Origin of the sequence: Methylomonas sp. Kb3, from assembly GCF_002834115.1 — a bacterium.
Lineage (GTDB): Bacteria > Pseudomonadota > Gammaproteobacteria > Methylococcales > Methylomonadaceae > Methylomonas > Methylomonas defluvii.
In genome coordinates, this window is sequence record NZ_PIZT01000067.1 from 35,186 (window position 1) to 58,668 (window position 23,483).

23 protein-coding genes, 1 other RNA gene and 1 riboswitch are annotated in these 23,483 nt (G+C 54.2%); of the genes, 7 read left to right on the forward strand and 17 right to left on the reverse strand.

Going from position 1 to position 23,483, the window contains the following annotated elements; genetic code table 11:
- Positions 1–5 precede the first annotated feature (5 nt).
- Positions 6–770: a 4Fe4S-binding leucine-rich repeat protein gene (locus CWO84_RS17235; protein ID WP_033159065.1), complete on the forward strand. Its 765-nt coding sequence runs from the start codon at positions 6–8 to the stop codon at positions 768–770.
- Positions 763–1,725, forward strand: a complete 963-nt coding sequence (locus CWO84_RS17240; RefSeq protein WP_033159066.1) for a hypothetical protein — start codon at positions 763–765, stop codon at positions 1,723–1,725. Before CWO84_RS17235 ends, CWO84_RS17240 begins: the two co-directional genes overlap by 8 nt.
- 385 nt (positions 1,726–2,110) lie before the next feature.
- Here CWO84_RS17240 and CWO84_RS17250 read toward each other — a convergent pair whose 3' ends face one another.
- From CWO84_RS17250 to CWO84_RS17280, 7 genes are all read right to left on the reverse strand, one after another.
- Entirely contained in the window at positions 2,111–3,052 is a 942-nt protein-coding gene (locus CWO84_RS17250) for a DUF1152 domain-containing protein (RefSeq protein ID WP_101054105.1), read from the reverse strand.
- Between the two features lie 476 nt (positions 3,053–3,528).
- Complete coding sequence (locus tag CWO84_RS17255) at positions 3,529–5,058, reverse strand: hypothetical protein (protein ID WP_101054108.1); 1,530 nt, start codon at positions 5,056–5,058, stop codon at positions 3,529–3,531.
- 162 nt (positions 5,059–5,220) lie between these two features.
- Positions 5,221–6,057, reverse strand: a complete 837-nt coding sequence (locus CWO84_RS17260) for an HDOD domain-containing protein (RefSeq protein ID WP_101054111.1) — start codon at positions 6,055–6,057, stop codon at positions 5,221–5,223.
- 22 nt (positions 6,058–6,079) lie between these two features.
- Complete coding sequence (locus CWO84_RS17265; RefSeq protein ID WP_101054114.1) at positions 6,080–7,978, reverse strand: GspE/PulE family protein; 1,899 nt, start codon at positions 7,976–7,978, stop codon at positions 6,080–6,082.
- 226 nt (positions 7,979–8,204) lie between these two features.
- Positions 8,205–8,384: non-coding RNA, 6S RNA (gene ssrS / locus CWO84_RS17270), on the reverse strand.
- Between the two features lie 23 nt (positions 8,385–8,407).
- Complete coding sequence (locus CWO84_RS17275) at positions 8,408–8,707, reverse strand: cell division protein ZapA (protein WP_101054117.1); 300 nt, start codon at positions 8,705–8,707, stop codon at positions 8,408–8,410.
- Positions 8,704–8,931, reverse strand: a complete 228-nt coding sequence (locus CWO84_RS17280; protein ID WP_033159102.1) for a TIGR02449 family protein — start codon at positions 8,929–8,931, stop codon at positions 8,704–8,706. Before CWO84_RS17280 ends, CWO84_RS17275 begins: the two co-directional genes overlap by 4 nt.
- Positions 8,932–9,034: 103 nt before the next feature.
- On the opposite strand from CWO84_RS17280, the gene CWO84_RS17285 reads away from it, so the two are divergent.
- Genes CWO84_RS17285 through ubiH form a run of 5 tightly spaced genes read left to right on the forward strand, consistent with a single transcriptional unit; the run spans position 9,035 to position 12,647 of the window.
- Positions 9,035–9,562, forward strand: a complete 528-nt coding sequence (locus CWO84_RS17285) for a UPF0149 family protein (protein WP_101054119.1) — start codon at positions 9,035–9,037, stop codon at positions 9,560–9,562.
- Positions 9,563–9,578: 16 nt separating this feature from the next.
- Complete coding sequence (gene pepP / locus CWO84_RS17290; RefSeq protein WP_101054122.1) at positions 9,579–10,889, forward strand: Xaa-Pro aminopeptidase; 1,311 nt, start codon at positions 9,579–9,581, stop codon at positions 10,887–10,889.
- A gap of 19 nt (positions 10,890–10,908) precedes the next feature.
- Entirely contained in the window at positions 10,909–11,178 is a 270-nt protein-coding gene (locus CWO84_RS17295; RefSeq protein ID WP_101054520.1) for a DUF4160 domain-containing protein, read from the forward strand.
- 12 nt (positions 11,179–11,190) lie between these two features.
- Positions 11,191–11,427, forward strand: coding sequence for a DUF2442 domain-containing protein (locus CWO84_RS17300; RefSeq protein ID WP_101054125.1), 237 nt, complete (start codon positions 11,191–11,193; stop codon positions 11,425–11,427).
- Between the two features lie 5 nt (positions 11,428–11,432).
- Positions 11,433–12,647, forward strand: a complete 1,215-nt coding sequence (ubiH, locus tag CWO84_RS17305) for a 2-octaprenyl-6-methoxyphenyl hydroxylase (RefSeq protein ID WP_101054128.1) — start codon at positions 11,433–11,435, stop codon at positions 12,645–12,647.
- 395 nt (positions 12,648–13,042) lie between these two features.
- On the opposite strand, the gene CWO84_RS17310 is transcribed toward ubiH, so the two are convergent.
- The 10 genes from CWO84_RS17310 to CWO84_RS17355 all read right to left on the reverse strand — a co-directional run bounded on the left by CWO84_RS17310 (position 13,043) and on the right by CWO84_RS17355 (position 23,440).
- Positions 13,043–13,363 (reverse strand): hypothetical protein, encoded by a 321-nt coding sequence (locus tag CWO84_RS17310; RefSeq protein ID WP_165786368.1) that lies wholly within the window; start codon positions 13,361–13,363, stop codon positions 13,043–13,045.
- 11 nt (positions 13,364–13,374) lie between these two features.
- Positions 13,375–13,581, reverse strand: coding sequence for a DUF2283 domain-containing protein (locus CWO84_RS17315; RefSeq protein ID WP_101054134.1), 207 nt, complete (start codon positions 13,579–13,581; stop codon positions 13,375–13,377).
- Entirely contained in the window at positions 13,578–13,814 is a 237-nt protein-coding gene (locus tag CWO84_RS17320) for a hypothetical protein (protein ID WP_101054136.1), read from the reverse strand. Before CWO84_RS17320 ends, CWO84_RS17315 begins: the two co-directional genes overlap by 4 nt.
- A gap of 265 nt (positions 13,815–14,079) precedes the next feature.
- Complete coding sequence (locus CWO84_RS17325) at positions 14,080–14,670, reverse strand: cohesin domain-containing protein (RefSeq protein ID WP_133120714.1); 591 nt, start codon at positions 14,668–14,670, stop codon at positions 14,080–14,082.
- Between the two features lie 118 nt (positions 14,671–14,788).
- Positions 14,789–16,579, reverse strand: a complete 1,791-nt coding sequence (locus CWO84_RS17330; protein ID WP_101054142.1) for a hypothetical protein — start codon at positions 16,577–16,579, stop codon at positions 14,789–14,791.
- Positions 16,579–17,439 carry a hypothetical protein gene (locus tag CWO84_RS17335; RefSeq protein WP_101054145.1) on the reverse strand — a complete coding sequence of 287 codons (861 nt, stop codon included), beginning with the start codon at positions 17,437–17,439 and terminating at the stop codon, positions 16,579–16,581. Before CWO84_RS17335 ends, CWO84_RS17330 begins: the two co-directional genes overlap by 1 nt.
- Positions 17,436–18,269, reverse strand: coding sequence for a hypothetical protein (locus CWO84_RS17340; protein WP_101054148.1), 834 nt, complete (start codon positions 18,267–18,269; stop codon positions 17,436–17,438). The genes CWO84_RS17335 and CWO84_RS17340 overlap by 4 nt, the downstream gene beginning before the upstream one ends.
- 155 nt (positions 18,270–18,424) lie before the next feature.
- Positions 18,425–19,213: a hypothetical protein gene (locus tag CWO84_RS17345; protein ID WP_101054151.1), complete on the reverse strand. Its 789-nt coding sequence runs from the start codon at positions 19,211–19,213 to the stop codon at positions 18,425–18,427.
- Between the two features lie 72 nt (positions 19,214–19,285).
- A riboswitch (cyclic di-GMP riboswitch) is annotated at positions 19,286–19,364 on the reverse strand.
- A gap of 78 nt (positions 19,365–19,442) precedes the next feature.
- Positions 19,443–21,977, reverse strand: coding sequence for a TonB-dependent receptor (locus CWO84_RS17350; RefSeq protein WP_240618089.1), 2,535 nt, complete (start codon positions 21,975–21,977; stop codon positions 19,443–19,445).
- 302 nt (positions 21,978–22,279) lie between these two features.
- Entirely contained in the window at positions 22,280–23,440 is a 1,161-nt protein-coding gene (locus tag CWO84_RS17355) for a FecR domain-containing protein (RefSeq protein WP_165786369.1), read from the reverse strand.
- Positions 23,441–23,483: the final 43 nt, after the last annotated feature.

Sequence of the window (23,483 nt, forward strand, 5' to 3'; positions counted from 1 at the left end):
ATAATATGGCGGAACAAGACAGCCCTGTTACTCTGCCCGTCGCCGATTGCAGCCTCTGCCCGTTCCGGGGGAAAACCCTGCTGATGGGCCGTTGCATGCCCGGCGATACCTGCGTGTTCATCAATAGCGGCCGGCAAATCGACCGTTTCTTTCGGGTCAATCCGGCCTACGCCACGCTTTATTTGCAAGACCCGTTCTGGGAACGCCGGGCCATCGCCGTGCGCTACGCACCGCTAAAAGCCTTGTCGGCGCTCATCACCGACGAAGACGAAGTGGTGCGCCGCGCTGTCGCGTTTCGCCTGCCGGCCCAGCAGTTACAAGCCCTGATCGACGACCCGGACCGCGAAGTACGCATGACGGTCGCGGACCGTATCGATCCGGAACACCTGGAGTTGCTGGCCGACGACCCCGACTATATCGTGCGCTTGATGGTCGCCAAACGCCTACCACCGGGCCGCTTGTTTCGTTTCATCAAAGACGAAGACTTACAAGTACGCAAGCGCGTTGCCGAACGGCTGCCGGAAGTCAGCCTGGGGCTGATGGCTAACGACCGTTCGCCGGATGTGCGGCGCATCGTCGCGGAACGCATGGCGCCGGAAGACGCAACCATGCTGTTAAACGACGAAGATTGGGTTGTGCGCTACACAGCGGCACTAAAGGTCGATCCCGCGCAACTCGCCGCTCTCGCCGAGGATCCGGAACCGGATGTCCGCGAACTGGTAAGGCAACGCTTACATTCAAACTCCACACCTGAAGCCGATCATGACTGAATCAAGACTCAATCTTGCCGGACAAGACATTACCGATTGCTGTAAAAAAATCATCCCCGGCCAAACCGACGATTTGCTGCTCAGCAAACTCCAGGCACTAATTCCCGACCACCCTATCCGCCTGGCCTTAACCGGCGACGAGTGGTACCGGCTGGGCGGCGTGGTGGATATGGACGGCAAACGCATCGCCAACGATTTAATCGAGTGGGTGGAACGCACCTATCTGGAATGCGGACAAAACCTGCAAACCCTGATCGATTACACGCTGGAACAAAAACTGATCGCCACCAAACAGACCGGTAAGACCCTGTACTTTGTGGTTCAGACCGGCACTAAAGCCGAAGATTTCACGCTGATCGAAATCGATAAAACCCACGAGGTTTCGGACCGGATGCTGGTGGACGAAAACAATCCGCCCGACGATTTGGAAGAATTCATCGACCCGCTGCAACCCTTTTGCATCGAGAGCTTCGGCTTCGGGCATTCACGATATACCTATCGGCGCAAAACCGATGTCAAGCTGTTCATGGAAGTCATCAACGAACGCCATCCCGGCGAACACCCGGTACAACGCTTCATGGAAGACTGGAACCGCAGCAGCGCCGGCCAAAAACACAGCATGTCCGAAGATTGGATCATCCGTCCTTACCGCCATACCGGCCGCTTTGGCGAACAAATCGTCAACGTGGAAATCGTCAACACCCACAAAAACAACCTGCCGCATCTGGAAGACTTCGCCGGCAAGAAAGGCAGTGCGTTAAGTAATGTATTGAATCGCTTTGACCGGCAAGCCGGCTATCCGTTTGCCTGGTTTTTTTATATGGTCAAAGGCAAGTTGGTGTCTACTCACAGTGCCGATGCAGTCTACAAGGATATTTCCGGGGATTTTGCTTATTTGCCGGAGCGGGATGAGGCGGTGTTGAGGGATTGGATTTCTACGCCGTATAACGTTTGAGGTGTTGAATTGGCCGTCGTCCTTGCTGGGCGTAGGGTGGGCACGGCTTTTTGTGCCCACGCGGTGAAGGGGATTATGTGTCGCTAACGCGACGGTTGTTTTAATGTCGGGTCTCGGCCCGACAGCCGAGTAACTTTTCTTTGTTTGGCCAAAGAAAAGTCACCAAAAGAAAAGCCACCCGAACGCCGCTTGTTCCCTGCGCTCCGAAGCTTTTGAACGGGGTCGCCGAAAGGGGCTTCCTGCCCCTTCGGCAACGTGCGGCATCCCTGCCGCACCCCTTCGGGCTATTCCGTCCAAAAGCTCCGGTGCTCGGCGCGGCATACGGGAGTAAAGCCCTCTCGGGATCAGAATATCAATGCATGATTTGCGTGAGAGCCATAAGTTTTTACAATGGAATACGTTTGCGATCCCTTAGCCTACTTCCAATCCGGAAAGAACGGATCAATTTAGCAACTTCGTCCATTTCGGTAGTGCTCTCAATTTTTGCAGCAAACCCCATTCGCCCTACTACAGCAGGCAAGGAAAAAGTCCAATACAAACTCATCAGCGGATTTATAAATAATTCGCTACCGCTGGTTCGAGATGTCACTTGATGATCCCCAAATTCACCTTTTATCGCGCTAGCAACCGAATTTGTAACAATAGAATGCCTAACGCGCATATTTTTATTAAGGTAATCAACCAATTCCAGGTACCCTCTGCCCTCATACATATCCTTGGTTAAGGAAAAAGCGCCCAAATAGCCATCGTCCTTGATAAGAGTCGCAATGTTTTCAAGACAAGCGTGGTGATTAACATCGTGGAAATGATCTATTCCAAAACCTACCATCGCCATTAAGCTTTGTTTTACGGCTACGCCGCTGGCAGCAATCATAGAACATGCATCTTCAACAACCGTGCCTATCCCCGGCTCATCCCCAAAAATCAGACTATCGGTGCCACCATCAACCAATACCAGCGTATCGATTTGATGACGCTCGACCATTTCGGCGTAAGCACTTCTCAACGGTAAGACGCCAATTTCATTCGAAAACGCATACATTGCCGGCTCTTCTCCCCGAGACGACAACCACTCCAAAATGCACCTCTCTGGAAAATACGGCAAGTCGGCAGATTGTTTATTGACAAGAAAAGCGCCAGGGCAAATTTCTTCGCAATTCGTTAAGCCAAGCTCTGTAAAAGAGAGATTAGCCATCGTGACTTGTTTACCAAGGCGGCGCAAATGTAGGTAAATGGGGACGCCACTGACAATGTCGAATCCGCCGCCAACCCCAGCAATTAAAAAGCGTTGTCCATTTGCCAACGCATCGAAAAATGGAATGTTCACGTAAAACCTTTAGCTTAGTGATGTAGGACCGTCCGATTAAGGCCGTAAGTTGCAATGGGTAGGGCGTCAATAGGCGTAGCCGTATTGCGCCGTATGTTGGCTTTAAATCATTCGGCGCATTACGCTGTCGCTAATGCGCCCTACAAAATTTCATACAAAATAATCTGTCGAGTTCGGCGCGGGGTTTCTCCCGTATGCCGCGCCGAGCACCGGAGCTTTTATCGAGATCAGCCCGAAGGGGTGCGGCAGGGAGAGCCTGCCCCGCTTTTTCGGGCATGCCGCACGTCGGCGGAGGGGCTGGGAAGCCCCTTCTGCCGACCCTCGATAAAAGCTTCGGCGCGCAGGGAATAAGCGGCATCCGGGTGTCGTTTCTTTTGGGTACTTTTCTTTGGACAAGCAAAGAAAAGTACCTCGGCTGTCGGGCCGAGACCCGACGTTAAAACCAGCCGTCGCGCCAGCGACACAAAAAACAAACCTCAATCACCAGCTGTCTTAAACCGCGCCGCCGCCCCCAGCAATCCGGTAACAAAAAACGCCGTCCCCACCAAGGTAAAACGCAAATTCAGCTTCTCAATCGCCAAATCGTCCGTCGCGTACAGCATGAAAATCACCGCAATCCCGCCCCAGGCCAGAAAGCCCAATACGGCGGAGAGGATGGTTTTACTCAGGGCTTCGGCTTCGCTGGCCGGCGCGTCCATCCGGTAGGCGACGAAACCGCAAATCAGCGCCGGCATAATCCCCCAGCGGGCGTGATCGAGGAAACTATCCAGGAAATTGAAATCATCCCGGCGATAAAAGGTTAACTCCAGGATAAAGGTCGAGATGGTGGTACTGACCAGGAAGCAGACGAACATGATCGCCATGTAAAAGCCGTAATTGTGCTCGGCGGGTTCCTGTTGATGGCGGAATGCGATGCTCCGCAAAGCAAAAACCAGTGTAATGGGCACCACGTAAATGGCGATTGAATAGGCTATCCAGCGCAGGGTGGTATAGCTAAAGTGCGGTAACGGTTTGTCCGGAAACAGAAACACGTTGTGCAACGCCACCGACACTTCCCGCCCCAAAATCACGCCAAACGCCGTCGCTGCGGCGAATATCAGCAGGTATTTATAAGTGTGCTTCAAGCGCGCTTCGTGCACATTGCCGCCGAGTTTTCTGACCGTCTCCCACATGTCGTTTTCGCTGGGACTGCCGAATACCACCGCCGCCGCCAGCAATCGGCACAGCAGTCCGGTCAGTCGGTCCAAATCCTTCAGCAAGTTGACCGTCTTGGTGTAATGCGGCTCGGCTTCTTTCCAAATATTCACTTTTTCCGACATTGCATTATAGGAGATGCAAATCTCGCCCCATTTCAGCGAAGGCTCGCTGAACAAGCGTCGGTACGAAGATTGATCGGCATAGTGCTGGATTTGGTCGAACAGCAGGCTGTTATGCGCCCATTTGTATTCGACCGTGGCACCGGATTTATCGAAATCGCCGGCGCCGATGCTTTGCACCAACAGCCGATCAGCGATTTGGGCTTTTATCTTGTCGTCCGCCGCCGACAGCCGGGATTTGATCAGCGCGTTATACACTTCGACGGCTTTGGTCGGAATCGCAAAAGCGTCGTGAATACTATCCCGTAAAATCAACAACGGATTAAATGGGCTTTCCCAAGCGACGAAAAACAGCATGATGCCGGCAGCAATTAGCGGGAACAGTTTGTTACCATCCAGACCGTAGAGCAGATTCACCAGCTCACCGGCGCGTAAATGACTAACGATCAGCGTTACCAACGGCTCCAGCGGCAGCCATTGCCAAGTCAGCAATAAAAACAATCCTGCCATCAACGAGCAGTAAAGGACAATCCCGCTCCAGTATGTACTGCGCCGGATAAAGTACTGCGGCAAGGTCGGTTCCGCTCCGAGCTGGACTCGGCGCTTTTGAAACGAGCGGTAAGCCAAAAACCCGGCGGCCAGAGTGCCGAGCAACAGAATCAGAAAATTGATCAAAAATTCGATGGTCATTGTTCCAACGTGATTATGCAAAGTTTGGGAAAGCGGCCATGCCGGCTGACGGCCATTCTAAAGCAAAGCCTCGCGTTTTAGCGAAGGCAATTGGTCGAGCCGGTTGGAATCAGTAGCAACAGGGTTGCCCTGCATCGCAGGTGTATGAACAGGGTTGGCGTGTCAGGCAGACAAGGCCAGCGAATCTTCCAGCGCGATTTCCAGCTCGGCCAGCATAATCTCCGACAGGCCAAGACGGCCGGCTTCCTCGCTGCTGGAGATCACCAGATCGGGCTGCGGCCGCGGCGCAATACCCAGTTTGTAGGCGACCATGTCGGCTACGCGCACCAACAGTTCCACTGTGCCGGTATGTTCGGTGGCCGGCTGATGATGATTGGCGGCAACCTTACGATAGGTTTCCGGTAAATTCCATTCTTGCAGCAACCATGCGCCTTTGCTCTCGTGCTGGCGGATGATCAGTTCTCGCTGCAAATCGGCAGGTAAATTTAGATTGAGGTCCTTGGCCGCCAGATCTTCCAAGCAGCGCAGCAGCAATAGTTCGCCAATGTCGTGAAACAGGCCGGCCATGAAGGCTTCTTCCGCTATCGTCTGGAACGACAAACGCTTGGCCAGCCATTCGGCGCCAAAGGCCACCGCAACGCTATGCTGCCAAAGTTTGACCATGTATTGCTGAGTGGCGGCATCTTTTGCCGCAAACAAGCCTTTCTGCGTAACCAAAGTGGCAATCTGGACGATGCGCGGCAAACCCAAGCGGACCAGAGCATCCTTGACGGTGTTGATTGATCCCAAGCCGGCATAGAATGACGAGTTGGCAACGCGCAAAATCTGGCTGGCTAAACTGGCGTCCATCGCCAATTGCTTGGCAATCGCGTCCAGCGAGCGATTTTCGTCTTGCAAGGCCAAACGCAGCTCGGTTACCGCCCGCGGAAATACCGGCAAGGCACTGGCTCCCGAGGTAATGGCCTCGTCTATCAATTCGGAAAGCGATTTTTCACTCATAAGATTGGGTTGTATTATTGGCTCATCGACTGCCCAACAAGCGGCGCAGTTCGTATAAAGGGCGGGGTTTTCCAAAACGCGGCAGATTGCGGATCACTTCCTGTAGCGAGGTAGCACCGGCGGCGGCTTTCACCAAACCATCCTCTAGCAGCGTAACCAAACCCGCCGTCTCCAGGCTCACCCGCCGGATTTCATAGGAGGTTTTGCGCTGCAATATCGCATCTTTGACCAATTCGTTCATCGACAATAGTTCGAACACACACACCCGGCCGGAATAACCGGTAAACCGGCACTTTTCGCAGCCTTTGCCCAGCATAAACTGAGCACCGGCAATATCATCCGGCGTCACATTCAGCCGACGCAGCAAGGCCGGATCGGGCTTGAACGGTTCGGCGCAATGCCGGCACACCCGGCGCAACAGGCGCTGGGCGACTACCGAAACCACGGTCGAAGAAATCAGAAAGGCCTCGATCTCCATGTTCAGCAGCCGCAACAGGCCGCCGATGCTGTCCTCGGTGTGAAATGTGGTCAACACTTTGTGGCCGGTCAGGGCCGCCTGGATCGCGGTATCCGCGGAAAATTTGTCGCGGATTTCACCGAGTACGATGATGTCCGGGTCCTGGCGCACGATGTGGCGCAGGGTTTCTTCGTAAGTCAGATTGATCTTCGGATTGATCGAACATTGCGCGACGCCGTCAATCACGTATTCGACCGGGTCTTCTGCGGTAACGATGCTGACTTCCGGAGCGTTCAGGTAATCCACTGCGCTATACAGCGTCGTGGTTTTACCCGAACCGGTCGGTCCGGTGATAATGACAACGCCGGTCGGCACGTCCAGCGAATCTTGAACAAAGCGTTCCAGCATCAAGGGCGCCATGCCTACTTCGTGAATATCCAGCAATTCTGTCTTGCGGTTCAATAGCCGCAAGACGATTTTTTCGCCGTTGATGGTACTGAAAAACGAAGCGCGCATGTCGATCACGCGATTGCTGCTGGCCTGTTCGAACATGACCCGACCGTCTTGATGCCGGCGCTTTTCGGCAATATCGGCGCCGGCCATCACTTTAATCCTACTAATCAAGGCCTGGGCAATTTCGACCGGAAAGTCCCGGTAGTGCACCATTACGCCGTCGATCCGTTGCCGCACCCGGACCTTATGCTCCAGCGGTTCGATATGTATATCGCTGGCTCCCTGGCGTATCGCGTCTTCAAAGATCCGGTTGGCAACCGCGACGGCCGACTGCTCACCGACGGCTACCTTTTCGGCGCCGGTATTACGCTCGTAATTGAGCAGAAAACGCATGATCTGCGAATACCGCCCCACCGCCGGAATGATCTCGGCGCCCAAGACGTGCCGGGCCATCTCGATGGCGTTTTGATCCAGCGGGTCGCCGAAAGCCACCAATACGCCGTCCATTTGTTTTTCGATAGGCAAAAAACAATGCTTGTTGGCGGACTTCAACATCGGCTTGGTCATCAGCGTCTGATCGATCACGGCAGTACTTAAATCGATAACCGAAATGCCCATCAGGTCCGCCAAAACCTCGAGCATTTTCATTTCTGATATCAGATTACGTTCCACCAGAATTTCGCCCAGGCGTTTGCGTCCTGCTTTTTGCCGTTGCTCGGCCAGCGCCAAATCCAGGTCGGTGTTGGTGATGTACCCGAACTCCACCAGGAACAGGCCTAACTTGACTTTGACCGGGTGGTTACGAAACAACTCGACCAATTGGTTGTGGGTGACATAACCCAGATCGCAAAGCACCAACAAAATCGGCTTTGGCGACTCCAGTTTGCCTTGCACCCGCAAGGCGTATTTCAGTTTTTCCGCATCGATCAGGCCCTGATCAACCAATAGGCCCAAGAAGTTTTCTGTGAAGCTTTTGCCGGAATCACCAGCATTGCTGTTGCTTATGTTCATTGCCGCGTAATCGTCGTTGTCCAGCGGAGCGAAAAGAAAGGGGGCATGCTATCAACAGGTGTTGGAGGACGGATCATAGTCTATACAGCGCTAGCTAAACGAATTTTAAGCCGCGACTACAGTCGCCAGGCCTTACGCCACCCTGCGCGCCACCTACCAGCAGACTAACAACAAACACGAGGGGGGCTTCGAACGAAGACGAGAAACCGAGACAAGCAAAATCAAGAGATCTCCCGCCTGCGCCGTCTGATACTTTCGTCCTTGAACCGAAGGTTCAAGTGGAAACCAAATCCAGTCAATCAGGCTTCCTGAATAAACAGGCATGCGCACCATGAATGGCAAAAAGTTTCCGGGGTAAAAACAGGTTCAGGAAACACCCAGTACTGCTCGAACGCCGCAGGAGATTGGACTGATAGTCTACCGGATGATTTACGAATTTTCCAAAACGTTTTCTATTTTGCTGCGCAAATCGGCTAAGCGTTGACCAATATCCAAACTGCCGTTGGCTTCGTTCTTGTTGGATGCCGTCAAGTCGTGAGCCAAGTTCAAGGCGGCCAGCACGGCGATGCGGTCGGTGCTGCTGACTTTGCCGGTGTCACGGATTTTGCGCATCTGCCGGTCAAGTTCCCGGGCAGAGTTGATCAATCCCTCTTTTTCATCGGCGGCACAGGCGATTTTATATTCCTTATCCAGGATATTCAGTGAAACGGGCTGGACGGCTTTACTCACGAATCATGCTCCATGGCTTTCAAGCGGGCAATCATCGCTTCCACCCGGGTTTTGGCCAACGTAGTTTTTTCCAGCAGCTTGGCTTTTTCCTTAACCAAGGCATCCTGTTTAACTTTCAAGGACTTATTCTCGCTTTTGACTTGATTGAACTGGGCAATGAGCGTATCCAGTTTCGCTTCCAATGCTTCCAGCTCGGTTGACGGATCTTTTTCTGTTTGAGACATAGCAAGAGTATGGGCCGATATGACGTTATAATCATCGTAGATGGTTAAGAATGTTAGCATAAGCCATGTTATTAAACAGCTTTATATAGGAAACGCAGCCCAGATGACCTACCGTTCGGTTGAAGAAATTTTAGAGCAACATGACGCCGACATCGGCGCTGCCGAGGCGCACGGTATCGCCACCGGCATGCTCTGCGTCGAAATCCGCGCCGATGCGGAAAACTGGCTAAGGGAACTCATTGACGACGAGCAACAGTTGATCGACGAAGACAAAGCGCTGCTGCATGGTGTGTTCGAAAGAACCCGAGTATTGCTGGAAAATCAAAACGACGACTTCGCCTTCGATTTACTGATGCCGGACGACGACGATCCGCTGGACGAACAAGTGGAAGCCTTGCGCTGTTGGTGCCAGGGCTTTTTGTTCGGCGTGGGTTATGCGCAAACCGGCGCCGACTGGCCGGGCGATACCGCCGAAGTGATGCGCGACATGATAGAGCTCACCAAAATCGACACCGACGTCGGCGATGAAGACGACGAAAATGCCTTGGTCGAATTGCGCGAATATGTGCGCGCCGCCGTGTTTACCGTGCGCGATCAATTTGCCGAACTCGGCCCATCGCAAACGCATTAATCTAAGTAGATCGACCATGAAACAAAGCGAATTCAAAAAACGCCGCGCCAGCCTGATGAAGCAAATCGGCACCGGCAATATTGCCATCATTGCCAGTGCCCCGCAGCGCACCCGCAACCGCGACGTCCACTACCCCTTCCGCCAGGACAGCGACTTTTATTATCTGACCGGCTTTAACGAAGCCGAATCGATGGCCGTGTTCATCCCCGGCCGTGAGCAAGGCGAATATATTCTGTTCTGCCGCGAATTCGACGAGAAAAAAGCGCAATGGGAAGGCGCCCACGCCGGCCTGGAAGGCGCCACCAAACATTACGAAGCCGACGATTCGTTCCCGATAGACGATCTGGACGACATCCTGCCAGGCATGCTGGAAAACAAAAGCAAAGTGTTTTACCCGATGGGTAAGGACAGCGACCTGGACCACAAACTGCTGGAATGGATTAATCACATCCGCAAGCAGTCGCGTACCGGCGTCACCGCACCCGGCGAACTGGTGTCGTTGGAACACATCGTCCACGAAATGCGCTTATTCAAAAGTGCGGAAGAACTAAAACTGATGCGCCGCGCCGGTGAAGTATCCGCCAAAGCCCATATTCGCGCCATGCAAGCCTGCAAACCCGGTTTGTACGAGTATCAAATCGAAGCTGGATTGATCCACGAATTTATTCAGGACGGCCTGCGCGCGGTGGCTTATCCGTCCATCGTCGCCGGCGGCAAAAACGCCTGCACGCTGCATTACGTGGAAAACAAGGACAAGCTCAACAAAGGCGATTTGCTGCTGATCGACGCCGGCGTCGAATGCGACCATTACGCCGCCGACATTACCCGCACCTTTCCGGTGTCAGGCAAATTCAGCGAACCGCAAAGATTGTTGTACCAATTGGTGCTGGATGCCCAAGCCGCGGCGCTGGCCGAAATCAAACCCGGCAATCCTTGGAACAAAGCCCACGACGCCTCGGTAGAAACCCTGACCAAAGGCCTGATCGAACTGGGCTTGTTAAAAGGCAAACCCAAAAAACTGATCAAAGACGAAAAATACAAACAGTTTTACATGCATCGCATCGGCCATTGGCTGGGCATGGACGTGCACGACGTAGGTGATTACAAAATCAAAGATGAATGGCGACTGTTGGAACCGGGGATGGTGTTAACCGTGGAACCCGGCCTGTATGTGCCGGCCGATTGCGAAACCGTAGACAAACAATGGCGCGGCATCGGCATTCGCATCGAAGACGATGTGTTGGTGACGAAAGACGGTCATGAGATACTGACTGGCGGCGTGCCAAAGTCGATAGCAGCCATCGAAGCGTTAATGCAATCGAGCTAGCGTGACGGAAAAATTCGATATGCCAACCATCAGCATGTTTTATGGCATCGTCATTTGTATGTATTTCTTCGACGATGAGCGCCATAAACTTCCGCATATCCAAGCCAAATATCAAGTCTACAATGCCTCGTTCTCCATAGCCGACGGCGCATTACTTAGCGGCGACCTGCCGGTTGCCAAATCCAGGCTGGTGCAGGCTTGGATTGAAATTCATCGGGAATCTTTGTTAGCCGATTGGAACTTGGCGATCAATGGCGAAAAACTCTTCCCTATCGATCCTTTACGCTAAAGGAAGGTCATTATGGAATCCGTGATTCAAGTGCAACCTAAAGACAACTATAAACTGGAACTTTGGTTCGATAACGGCGAGCACCGCTTGTTCGACATGTCCCCTTATCTGAATAAAGGCGTTTTCATTAAACTTAAGGACCGCTCACTATTCGATCAAGCCTATGTCGGACTGGGCACCGTGTGTTGGCCGGGTGAGCTAGATGTCGCGCCGGAAACGCTTTATGATCGATCCATAGCACTGGGCTAAAGCAGATGCAACACGATTTCGACCTGATCATCGTCGGCGCCGGCCTGGCCGGTAATTGTCTGGCCCTGGCGCTGAAAAATAGCGGCTTGAAGATAGCCTTGGTCGAAGCCAATAGCCGCGAACAATTGCGCCACTCGCCGGCCGGCGACCGCGCGCTGGCCTTAGCTGCCGGCACCGTGGAATTGCTCAACGACTTGGGCGCTTGGCGCGGCGTTGCGGACAAAGCCACCGCCATCAAACACATCCATGTCTCGGACCGCGGCCATTTCGGGAAAACCCGACTGACTGCTGAGGATCAGGGCGTGGAAGCGTTGGGTTATGTGATCGTCGCCCGCGACATCGAACAACACATGGCCGATCTGGTGGAAAAAACCGACACGGTTTGCCTGTATCAAACCCGGGTCGCCGGCTTAATGTCCGGCCGGGATGCGGTCAACGTCAGCTTGAAGCAGCACGACGGCAGCTCCTTAAACGTCAGCGCCCAATTGCTGATCGGTGCCGACGGCGGCAATTCCACGGTACGCAAGCTGCTGGAAATTCCGCAGCAAGTCACCGAATACGGCCAAACCGCTTTAGTCACCACCGTGCAATCGGCGCTACCACATCGCAATATTGCCTTCGAACGCTTTACCGAATTCGGTCCGCTAGCCTTGCTGCCGGTCGCCGGTAAACAATCGGCGGTGGTATGGACGCGCACTCACGAACAAGCGGAAACCCTGATTAACGTCAGCGACCGCGAATTTCTTGCCGAGCTACAAAACTGCTTCGGCTACCGCTTGGGCGAATTAAAATTGGCCGCACCGCGCCGGGCGTTTCCATTAAGCCTGATCCGTGCCGAAAGCATGGTCTCCGGCCGCACCGTCATCATCGGAAATGCGGTGCATCAACTGCATCCGGTCGCCGGCCAAGGTTTTAATTTAGGGATACGCGATGTGGCCTTACTGGCGGAAATGCTGATCGATCAACACGAACGCGATGGCGATTTGGGCGATGCCCGCCTGCTGAAAAACTACAGCCGGCAACGCCAACAAGATCACGGCAAAACCATCGGTTTTACCAATAACGTGGTGAAGCTGTTCTCCAACGACAATTTACCGCTGGCCGCCGTCCGCAACGCCGGATTGACCATGCTGGACCACCTGCCGTTTGCGAAAAAACTACTGACGCGGCATGCAATGGGCTTGGCGGATAGACTGCCAAAAATCGGCGAACGCAAATAAACCCAAACCGCGCTACCTCACGCAAAAAAACTTAGCCAAATCGCCGCCATCAGACTGGCTAAAGTCAAAGCAGCGGATATAACTCGGGCAACGGGCCTGGGACGCACAGCTGTCCATAGCAACAGCGTGCAATATGCAGAAGCCGGCAGTATGAAACTCAGCAAAATCATCGTTAACGCCCGTCCGGGCGCACACGCTTCGTTGCAGATTAATGTCCACTGCTTCCACAAGCCAACGCCCAAGGCAATTGCAAGAATGGCACCTGCTAGGTGCAACAGCCGTCTAAAACTGATTTGAGCCTCCCAACGACAACATTTCACGCATGAAACCAACTTGGATCGTGGCTTTCAATACGTATGTCAGGGGGCGCTACCGCTCAACCTAACTTACAAGGCTTATTGCTGCACAAGCGCGATACGAAAAGATGAAAATTTCATTTTAAGCACTTTTGATAGCACCAACAGGGAAACAAACAGACCAGCGGTAATGCTCAAATAGTGTGCAACCGGCTTTGTCACTTGAGCGTCGAAGCCAAAAACCATTGTGATTAATGAGGCGATAAAGCCGATGGCCGCACCCACAAGTAAGCCATATATTGTAGATCTCCAAGCCCATGACCAAAATATTTGTACGGTGCGGCTAAATGTAACATCAAGTTCTTGCATCGAATATTTCCCATAAATTTTAACCATCAACAGGGCTGCATATCCAAACAACAGAATTGTCCTTATGCGGCTTGTCTTCCGATCTGCTCGAAAGAAAACGTCGGAAGATCGACGCGCTGCCTGGCGTGTTCCACGGTGATGCCGCAAACCTGCCCGGCGGCATCTATATCAATCAGGGTGTCATCGTCATAATCTCGGGTTTCCATAATCTCGGCATTACGAAACTCGATATATAAGGTATCAGTCTCTTCAAAATATTTGATTTTCATGGGGTAAATGACCTATCAAAAAACGCGTTATGAATCGTTTCACCGTCTTCCAAAAGTACTACGCGCAAATATCGCCCGTCAGCTTCATCAATTGCCGCCCACAGCCTTATTCTACCGTCCGGTTGAACCGCTTGCTTGATGGGTTGATTGATGACCCTTTCAATCCACCTCAAGTCGATTCCTCCTCGATCAGGCCGTTGACGCATGCTTTCAAAATACTTGGTGAATTTCATGCTTAAAAATTAGATTGAATTATGTCAGATGTAAAATTGCCAGGAGGCTTTTTAACTAAGCAGTTCCATTATCAATCATCGGGAGGTGGATTAATCTGCGACTATTCATTGCCCCTGCACTCTTCACCCATACCGTGGAGCACCCGAGGCATAGAGTTTACACGCAGGGAAGATAGCCGTAGGCCACATACCACTGAGTCGCTATGCAACATTTGAAACCAGCCTTAAAATATATCAGGTAATGCTACCGCGCCCCCTGACGAAGCTAAATTGCTTGCCTGCTCCGCCTCGTCAATACGAACCACGCCCCACCAACCATCGGCCAAACCATCCCCGGTAACGGCACGGCGGCCACTGTGTTGATATTAAGCGGCGCTGCGTTTGCCGATAAGGCGTTACCCCCGGCATCCGCCAGACCGTTAATCAGTAAATCAAGCTGACTGCTACCGCTACTCAGCACATTGAAACGGATGATCGCCAAAGTAAAGCTATCAGCTTGCAGGACTTGTAAATCCGCCGCGTCGTCCAAGGACGACTCGAATAAGTTCAGCACTCCCGGCCCCAGCACATCGGCGGCGGTACTGTTGCCACCCAAGTCAAACACATCCAATTCGTCACCCAACACCGGATCGCCGAAAACTACACCGGCAAAGGCCAAACGTGTTGGGTCAAACTGAATATTAAAGTCATACGTTGCTAACGCAGCGCCGCCCAAACCGGAAATGTTCAAACCGATTTCAATGGCTTCGACGGTTTGGCTACGGGGCGTGAAATGTAAATCAATAGCCGCATCGGCCACACCGCTGGCGGCGAATAATGCTGTACCGACCAGGCCGGCTTTTAGTTGTTTCATCATCGTTGTTAGTCCTATATTCGGCACCCTGGATTCCCGCGTGCGCGGGAATGACGGAGTAATTTCGGTGCGTGCGTCAGATTGGAGAAATCTGACTACCAGCCGCTTGAATCAAGCTCGTTTAAATCGCACAGCGTGAGCGCGTACACAGCAAAGTCAGCTTGCGCACATCCAACACATTGATCACACCGTTTTTATCCAGATCACGGGGATCGTCCACGCCGGTAGCCGGTTGGTTGCGCGCCGCAATGACCAGGTTCAAATCCAGTTGATCGACATCGCGGTCGCCGTCCAGATCGCCTCTTACGCTGATGCTTTCACAGCTATCGGGTAAATGATTGAAGTTGGTATCGCCGCTGACCCGGTTTTGAATATCCAGCACGTCCGATTTGCCATTGTTATTGCAATCCGGAAACACGTTCAGGTAATACACATCTTGCTCGCCGTGGTAGGTGGCGGTGTAAGCAATGTGCGCGCCGTTGGCGTCGGAGACTATCTGGGTGTAATCGCCCATTTTGTCGCCTTGCCGTTCTTCGCCGTTCACGATGTTATACGGCAGATGCGTATTGAACACCGGCGTGACCGCCTGATTTTTGCTCCAGGTTACGCCGCCGTCCCAGGAGTAGGCGTAGTAAAGCTGCGAATAGCGGTACGGCGCGCTGCCGCTGCCGTTGCGGGTGTCGTACCACACCGCGTCGAGGCGGGAGTTGGCCGCCACGCCCAGCATCGGGAACCATTGGTAAGCGTTGGCGGCGGGTGGTTCGTCATTCACCCGCACCGGCGCCGACCAGGTAGCGCCGCCGTCACTGCTGCGCACGAAATGAATATCCTGCGGATCGCCGCCGGTTTGCCAGGTATAGGGGGAGACATGCGCCAGCAAGTAAATATTGCCGCGCAACGGCCCGGCCGATTGATCGGCAGCGATTTGCACATCACCGTCGCCGCCCAACGGATTGGGTAACTGCAAACTCGGCGACAGGAACATCATGCTGTGGCCGCCCATATCGACTTTTTGCGCGCTAAAGCTGGGCGAGGTATTAGGATCTTTGGCATCAACCGATTTCAGGAAATAGTGCCCACTACGCACTATGCCTAAGGCACTGACGGACAAAATCGTTTCATCGACGCCAAATAAATAAACCTCGCCTTCCGGACCGATGGCCAGCCGGCCGAAACCGAAGTTTGCCACCGGCAACGCCGCATCCGGCTCCTGGTAACTCAAACCACCATCCGTGGAACGGCTGAAATATTTGGGCACATAATGTGGATCGGGGTTGGTGTCGGCCGGCCGCCGCCAGGTGCTGTAAATATGCCCGTCGCTGGGACCGCCGGTTTTATCGATGGCCAGCCAGTTCTTGTCGCCTTTAAACTGATACACCGGCTCCGACCAGGTCACGCCGCCATCGCTGGATTTAAACACCGACGTGCTATCCGATATCGCCAGGGACTGGTAATAAAAATTCCCCTGACCATCAACCTCCAACACCGGATCGGTGCGGGTTTGCAGCGGTAAGGCCGGCAGCATGCCGGTGCCCCAACTGACGCCGCCGTCGAAACTATAGGCATAGCCGCCGTGTTTGACAGCAGTGGGCGGAGAGTCGAACCTACGCCAGCCCACAACGATATTCGCGGGGTTAAGCGGATTCAAGGCCAGCGTCGGTTCGTTGCCTTTGTCGCCGATGATGTTTTGGCCGTCGGCATCGACATTGACCTGATGACTGCGATACTGTCCAAAGCTTATTACCGGGGAAGGCCCTGCCTGCGCGGCTGTCGTCAATGTCAAACCGACACCTAAGCCCGCCGCAATTTTTACCAGCCTGACGTTACGAAAAACGGGGGTATGCCATTCGCCAGGCTTGGGGTAAACGGCAGTTAGCGGCCGAGTCAATCCTGTAACTTCATCCGGTTTCATCAGACGATCTCTCTTTTAGATCGGCCATTCAGAAACAGCCCAGCCAAGCCGCTGGCAAACAGCCATACCGTCATCGGCACCGGTACTGCCGCCGGCAGTTCTCCCGACACCACAGTGGTTTGAAAGCTGAAGGTACCGATACGGGTATCGCGCAAGCGGGCGTCGCGAGCGCCCAGATGATCGAAGCCCCACCCTAAACCCAGATTGCCGTTGAGAGTTAAAGTATCCCCGACTATTGCGGTGGTGACATCAAACAGCTCAAAACCGCCTGCATCGAAACCGATATGATTAGTAATCACCCAACCGGAACGCCCGGGCGTAGCCGCTTCCAGAGCAGGATCGTATTCCAAGGTCATGTCGCCCAACAACACTCTATTAGTTGGTGGCTCGACGTCCACTCTAAAACGCATGACGCCGCCCAGACCGATACTACCGCTGGCAGTGCCGAACAAATTGCCGGGGTCGAACTGGAAAGTGGTATTTCTGTTCTGCCGCCCGCCCGGATTAACTATCGGACTCAACCCGTTGACACTAAATTGCAGCCCGGTCGCCGGAATTTCATCGGATACCAGATCGTATAAATCCGGAGCATTGCCGTCCCGCAACTGTACAAAGGTTTTTGATGCGGCCGAAGCATCGTAAAACTCTTCCAGATAAATAGAAGGCCGGCAGCAAATCGGAAAGTCGGCGGTGGGTGTGTCCGGATAGTCATTCACATCGACGCTGGCGATTAGCACATCGCGGTTTAGGTTAAGGACCAGCGCACCGCCGTTTACTGTCGCGGCGTGGGCTTGGCTGATCGACAATACACTGAAAACGGCTAATAGCCAGGCGGATGATCGATGATTATTGATTTTCATAATGTCACACTCCTTGAAAGATATGGCCTACGGCCTATGCCGATAAAGCCCAAAAAGCCGCTAGCGAATAACCAGACCGCAGCGGGTAGCGGCACCGCCGATACCTGTCCGCAACCGGCATAGGCACCCGTGCCCAAACAGAAACTGCCGACATCAACCAGTTGCGCGCCTTGCAACATGCCGGCGTTTTCCGGCGACATGAGTAAATCGCCACTCAACTGCCAGTTTTCGGCGTTGCTAAAGCTCAGGCTCAGGTTGTTTAAGTCATACACCGCCATCGTGAAATAAATGTTATTAGCTAGGTACCAACCGGTGCGGCCCAAAGTTTGCCGGTTGGCATCGTAAAGCAGCGAAAAATCGCCGTTGACCAAGCCGGCTCCAGTCGGCGGCCAGTTCGGCGCATAAAAACCCTGCACGCCTGTCATGCCCACTTGTGCCCCGGCCACGCCGGCCAGTGTGCCGGTATCGATGGCAAACTCGGCTGACGTGGCTTTGACGTAACGCTGGCTGGCTTGCGGACTAGGATCGTTACCGATAGCCGTCAACTCGAACACCTGATTGAGTCCGGAAATCTCGGTGGTATTGAGTTGGCTAAGCAAATGGTCGCCGGTATTGGCCGGATTATAAGCATTGGACGTTGCCGTACTCCAAAACGTCGACAAGTAATAGCCCCCGGCATAAGGTGCCAGCGCATTCCGGTCCAGGTTCATCGTAAACGTACCGCCGGATGGCGCATTCAATGTCGCGGCGTCGGCGCTTGCTGAGGCCATCCCCATGCCGATAGCCAGTATGGCCAAAACGCGATAGCTGCGGTTTCTATTGATCTTCATAAAGTCCCTGTCAGCGGATGGTTAGCATAAACCCTCTCCCAACCGGAATAGACAAGCGACCGCAGTCGGCAGCATGCAGGCACGAAGAGGGATTTATTGCCGAAAGTCCGGGCCCGAAGCGAATCTTGGCGACCGCCCCAAGCCCAATTTGCAAGTTAAGCTACGACCAAGGCTTTTCTGCGACTTGCACCCAGCAAGCCCAGCAGACCGCTGCCGAACATCCAGACCGCCGCCGGTACCGGTACCGCCGATGGCGCCGTACTGGGCGCCAGACTAAACGTACCCACCACGGCATTGGTATTGGCGCCAACCAAACCGGCCCACAATCCGGTCCATTGCAAATCGCCGCTCAGCAGTAATTCGCCATTGCTGCTTAGCGACTCGGAGACGTTGGTCAGCTTCAAGAAATTTTGGTAGCCAAAACCGGTATCGTAGGTTTTGATATTCCAGGTGCTTCCGGTTTTTACCAGGCTAAAGTCGTAGGGCGTCAAAATGCCGCTGCCGCCTTGGCTGGTCAATAACCAGGCGCCGCTCAAACCGATTTGACCGACCGAGGTATTGCCGGCGTCCATCGTCGTGGCTTGTTCGGTACGGCCATAGGGACCGGCAGCCGGATAGCTGTTGGTCGTGGTGTTGGCGTTAACCGCAAACGACATCGCTGTGCTGGCGGTTGCCGATAGCGTCGTTCCGCCGGTGGTTGCGCCGGTGATACCCAGTAAATTATCGCTGGCACCCCAATGTTTCGCGACAATCCAGCCATTCGGATAGCCACTGCCAACATTGACCGATGCCGCCGCAAAAGCAGCATTGTTGATGGTAATGGTGGCATCGCCGCTGACTTGCGCGGCGCTGGCTGTAGCAGGCGCCAAAACGGCGGTCAATGCGCTGAAGGCGAGCAGGCCGGCGCTTACCCATTGAGTGCGGTTGTAGTGCAAGATTGTCATTTTTTATTCCTTAATAAATTACGGTTAAAGTTAATCTGCAAATCGCCAACCCGAATTAAGGGTCTTTAACTGGCAGGTAACCCGGCTGTCTTAATCTCCAAGACCCGTGGCTTTCCGGCTCCGTCTCGCGGCGGATGTGGCATGTTTGTCGCGGTCCTTACGACATCACTCTAAATCCCTGAGTGAGGTGCTCCTGAAAAACTCCTGTGGCAAATAGTTAACGACGGCATCAGTACTTGATTGAAAAACTTAGAAACCCGGCGCGGCCGGCTGCCGGCGCTACCCGGCCTTCGAAATAGCCGTAGGGCTGAAAATAATCCTCATCGCTGAGATTTTTGACCGTGGCCGCCCATTGGAAACGCCCGGTTTCGTAAGCCAACGCCGCGTCGAAGCTGTGGTAGCCGGCGGTTTTAAAGCGATTGTTATTGGATAAATAAGCGCCGGCGCGGGCGTACACGCCGAAGCCCAAGCTAAAACCTTGCAACTCAGTCTGCTGAAAACGGTAATGCGCCCAGAGCCGCCCGGCATCTTCCGGGACTTGAGCCAAGCGATTGCCGGCAGCCACCCCGGCTTTGTCGTCCATGAAGCGGGCGTCGGTATGCGCATAGTTTGCCAGCACGCTGAAGCCCTCGACCGGTTGCCAGAGCAAATCCATTTCGATACCGCGCGAGCGTTGCTGCCCTGCAGCGACCGAACGCCGCAGGAAATCGCTGCTGTCGGTGACCGCGACCTGGCTACGCTCGATTTGGTACAACGCCAGTTGGCCGCTGAATTGATTCGCAAAATTGAATTTCAGACCGGTTTCCAGATGATTCGACAATTCCGACGCCGGCGTATCGACGAAATTGACAAACGGTTGGCCGCGCATGCCTTCGCTATAGGAAATAAACCAGGAAACCTCGTCGTTTAGGTCGATCACGCCGCCGAGGCGCGGCAACCATTTCAGCGTATCCGTTGTGACATTTACCCCGGTTTGCGCGTTATTAAAATCGATACCCACCTTGCCCAACCTAAGGCCGGACAGCCAATGCAATCGCCGGTACAGCGTGCTTTGCCACTGCAGGTAAGCGCCGTAAGTGAGGTTTTCGATGAACTGATTTTCCCGGCCCGGACCGGGTACAGCATAAGGGTAGTCAAATAGCGGTGCGCGCAGATCGACCGTACCGACTCCCAAACCCAAGGCGCCGAAATCGCCCTCGATAAAGCCGGCATCTTGCAAACGGCTGTAATCCGCGCCCAGTAACAAATTATTTTCGCTGGGACCCAGCTTAAATTTGCCCTGCAAATTGCCCAATACGCTGCGTTCATGCTGTTGTTGAAACAATTCGGCGTTCACTAATGCCCAGTGCGATGCCGGCAACAAGGGTCGGTCCGCGACCAGGCCATCGCTGCCGAACAGGGTCTGAATTTTCTCGTCGAATTCAGCCTGCGCATAGCGCGCCTTCAGGTTTAAGCGCCAGCTCCCGGTGAGCTGCCGGTCCAGAGTAGCCCATACCGCATCGGCATCTGAATGGCTATCGGACAGATTGGCCGGCCCCGGGAACAGATCGGGCCGGGTAGCAAAATCACCAGCGATGCTGCCGGTGGCGGGCAAGCCCTGGTACTCCGGTTGCTGCCAACGCGACAGTTTGGCTTGGATCGTCAAACGGGTTTGGTCGTTATCGGTCAGCGTCAGGGCCGGGTTAAGGTTAAAACGCTGCGTTTCGATTATGTCGATGTTATGTCTGGCGTTGGTATATTCGCCGGTCATGCGCAACAAAATATTGGCGTTTAGCGGTTGATTGATATCGAAATACGGCTGATAAAAGCTGTGGCTGCCGATTCTAAAACCCGCTTCGCCGAAGGCTTTGGCCTGCGGCAATTTGGCAAGCAGATTCACCACCCCGCCCACCGGGGAGCCCGAGCCACCGCTGTAGAGCAAGGCGTTGGAACCCTTCAGCACTTCGATTCTGTCGATATTAATAGTGCTTTCCCGGTCACCGGGGTTGTAGTACTGGGTAAAGCCGTCCAGCAGTTGTTCGGAACGAAAACCGCGAATTAAGGTGCCTTCGATAACCGGACTATAGAGCGTATTGCGCGCCACTATGCCGCTGACATTGACTAAGGATTCGCTGAGGTTGATCGTTTGCTGGTCGTCTAACAAGGGGCGGTTAAGCGCGTGCACGGACTGCGGGGTTTGCTTGATTGGCGTGTCGGTTCCGGTAGCGCTGGCAATATGCCTGACGGCATAGGTCCGCGCCTCGTCAAGCATCGGCTCGGTGACGATTTCCGCACCGGCCTCCGCTGTTTTCGAGCCCACGACAGTCATGGCATCCAAGGTAACAGGGGGCGGCAGGCTAGACACCTCTTTTGCCGCCGGACTGCGTTCCAAAGTCACCGTGTCGGTATCGATAAAACGGTAGGTAAAACCGCTGCCATGCAGCAAGTGTGTCAACGCCTGCTCTGCCGACATGTCCCCGCGCAGCTCCGGACTGGCGAGCTCACGCAACATGTCCGCTGAAAAAATCAATTCCAACTCGGCTTGCGCGGCAAATTGAATCAGCGCGTTGTTTAAGGACTGGCGGCCGATATTGAAGTGGCGAACCACTTCCGTAGCGACCGCCTGGCTACTGCTCAATTGTCCGCCGGCCGCCACCAGCCCGATCAACACCCAGGTATCGACACCGACGCGGTTGCCTTTCAGCGCATAGCACAGATATACGGCTGGCCGATGCCATACGCCGACTGCCAGCGGGTAGCGAAAATCGTTAATCCGTGCTTTCAAAATCCGTCCTGTCCGAAAAATAATGTTTCTCAACATAGAAGTCGTTTCAGCACAAAAATCGATCACAAAAATTTCCTGATTGGCAAAAAATCGTCGCTATTCCGGCAAAACCGCGTTGAAAAAATCGCAGCGCTGTGCGACTGAGGAAGTTTTCGGCGGAAGGACGACTTTTGCTTGAATGCGGGTAAATAGGGAACAGCCGTTGAAGGCTTGAGTCGGTGGGCTGGAATTTTCGACTAATATGCGCCAAACCGTTTTGGACATGCGCGCGCTGCCCGGAGTGGCTTACAGCACCCAAAAAATCAGCGATGCAGCAGCACCCACCAGGGACCGATACGGGTTTCTTGCAACGCCAGCGCTTTACGCACCGAGGACAGTGCCTCATCGGGCGCATCCAGAGAAAACACCCCGGTTACCCGCAGATTTTTAAGTGCGGCATCCGCCAGAAATATCCGTCCCAATCGATAGCGCTCCAACTCGCTGATCAAGTCAGCTAAAGGTCTATCGTTGATCACCAGGCGATGCTGCCGCCAAGCGGACTGTTCCGCGCCCACGGCCCGCGGATGCGGCAGCGGCAGCGGCAGGCCGGGTTGATAGACCAAGCCCTGCCCCTGGGCGACGGTAACGTCACTGTCCTGACGCGCCATACTGACCGCTACGGCATGCTCCTGGACGCTCACCTCGGTAGGCCCGGTCGCGGTTTTATACACCTCAAACACCGTGCCCAAGGCGCGGACCGTCAAATCGTCGGCCACTACGTCGAAAGGCCGCCGGCTATCCTTTGCCACCGTAAATTGCACCTGGCCGTGGTGCAAGACGATACGTCTGGCCGCGGCGGTGAACGCTACCGAAACCGCGCTATTGGTGTTCAGCAGCAAACGGCTGCCGTCGCTGAGTTGAATCTCGCGAATTTCACCGGTTTGCGTGCGGTAGTCGCTAAAATAATCGCTAAATAAGCGCGCTTGTTGCGGCATGATCAGACTAATCGCCAACAGCCACATCGCCGCGACGGCCAGCCCGACCGCAAACCAGGGCCGGCGCGGCCTGGCCAACGGCCGGCGGCTGACTGGTTTATCGGCCTGGCTCTTGAATAACGTTCGCCCTGAGCCTGTCGGAGGGGTCACCAGCCTGGGCTTCGACGAGCTCGGCTGACACGTAATCCTTCTGATAGATAGGGCCGGGTCAATAATCTGGCCAGCGGCACGATTTTGTTCCGCCACCGCATGTCGAGACGCGGGTTGCAGCGATTCGCTCGCACTGGACAAACTGCCTGCCAGCACCATATCGCTGAACAAAGCCTCAGCCTCGGTAAATGCCTGAGCATGCAAGGGGTCGCGGCTCAACCAATCGGCGAAGGCTTCTAGTTCCGCATCGCTCAATCTGTCGTCGCGCAGACAAACCAACCAGGCGATGGCCTGATCTTGCAGACTGGTGTGAGCGGATTTGTCGGACGGCGCTGGCATGCAATCTCCCATTATGCAAGGCTGTTATTGATAAAGACGTGCG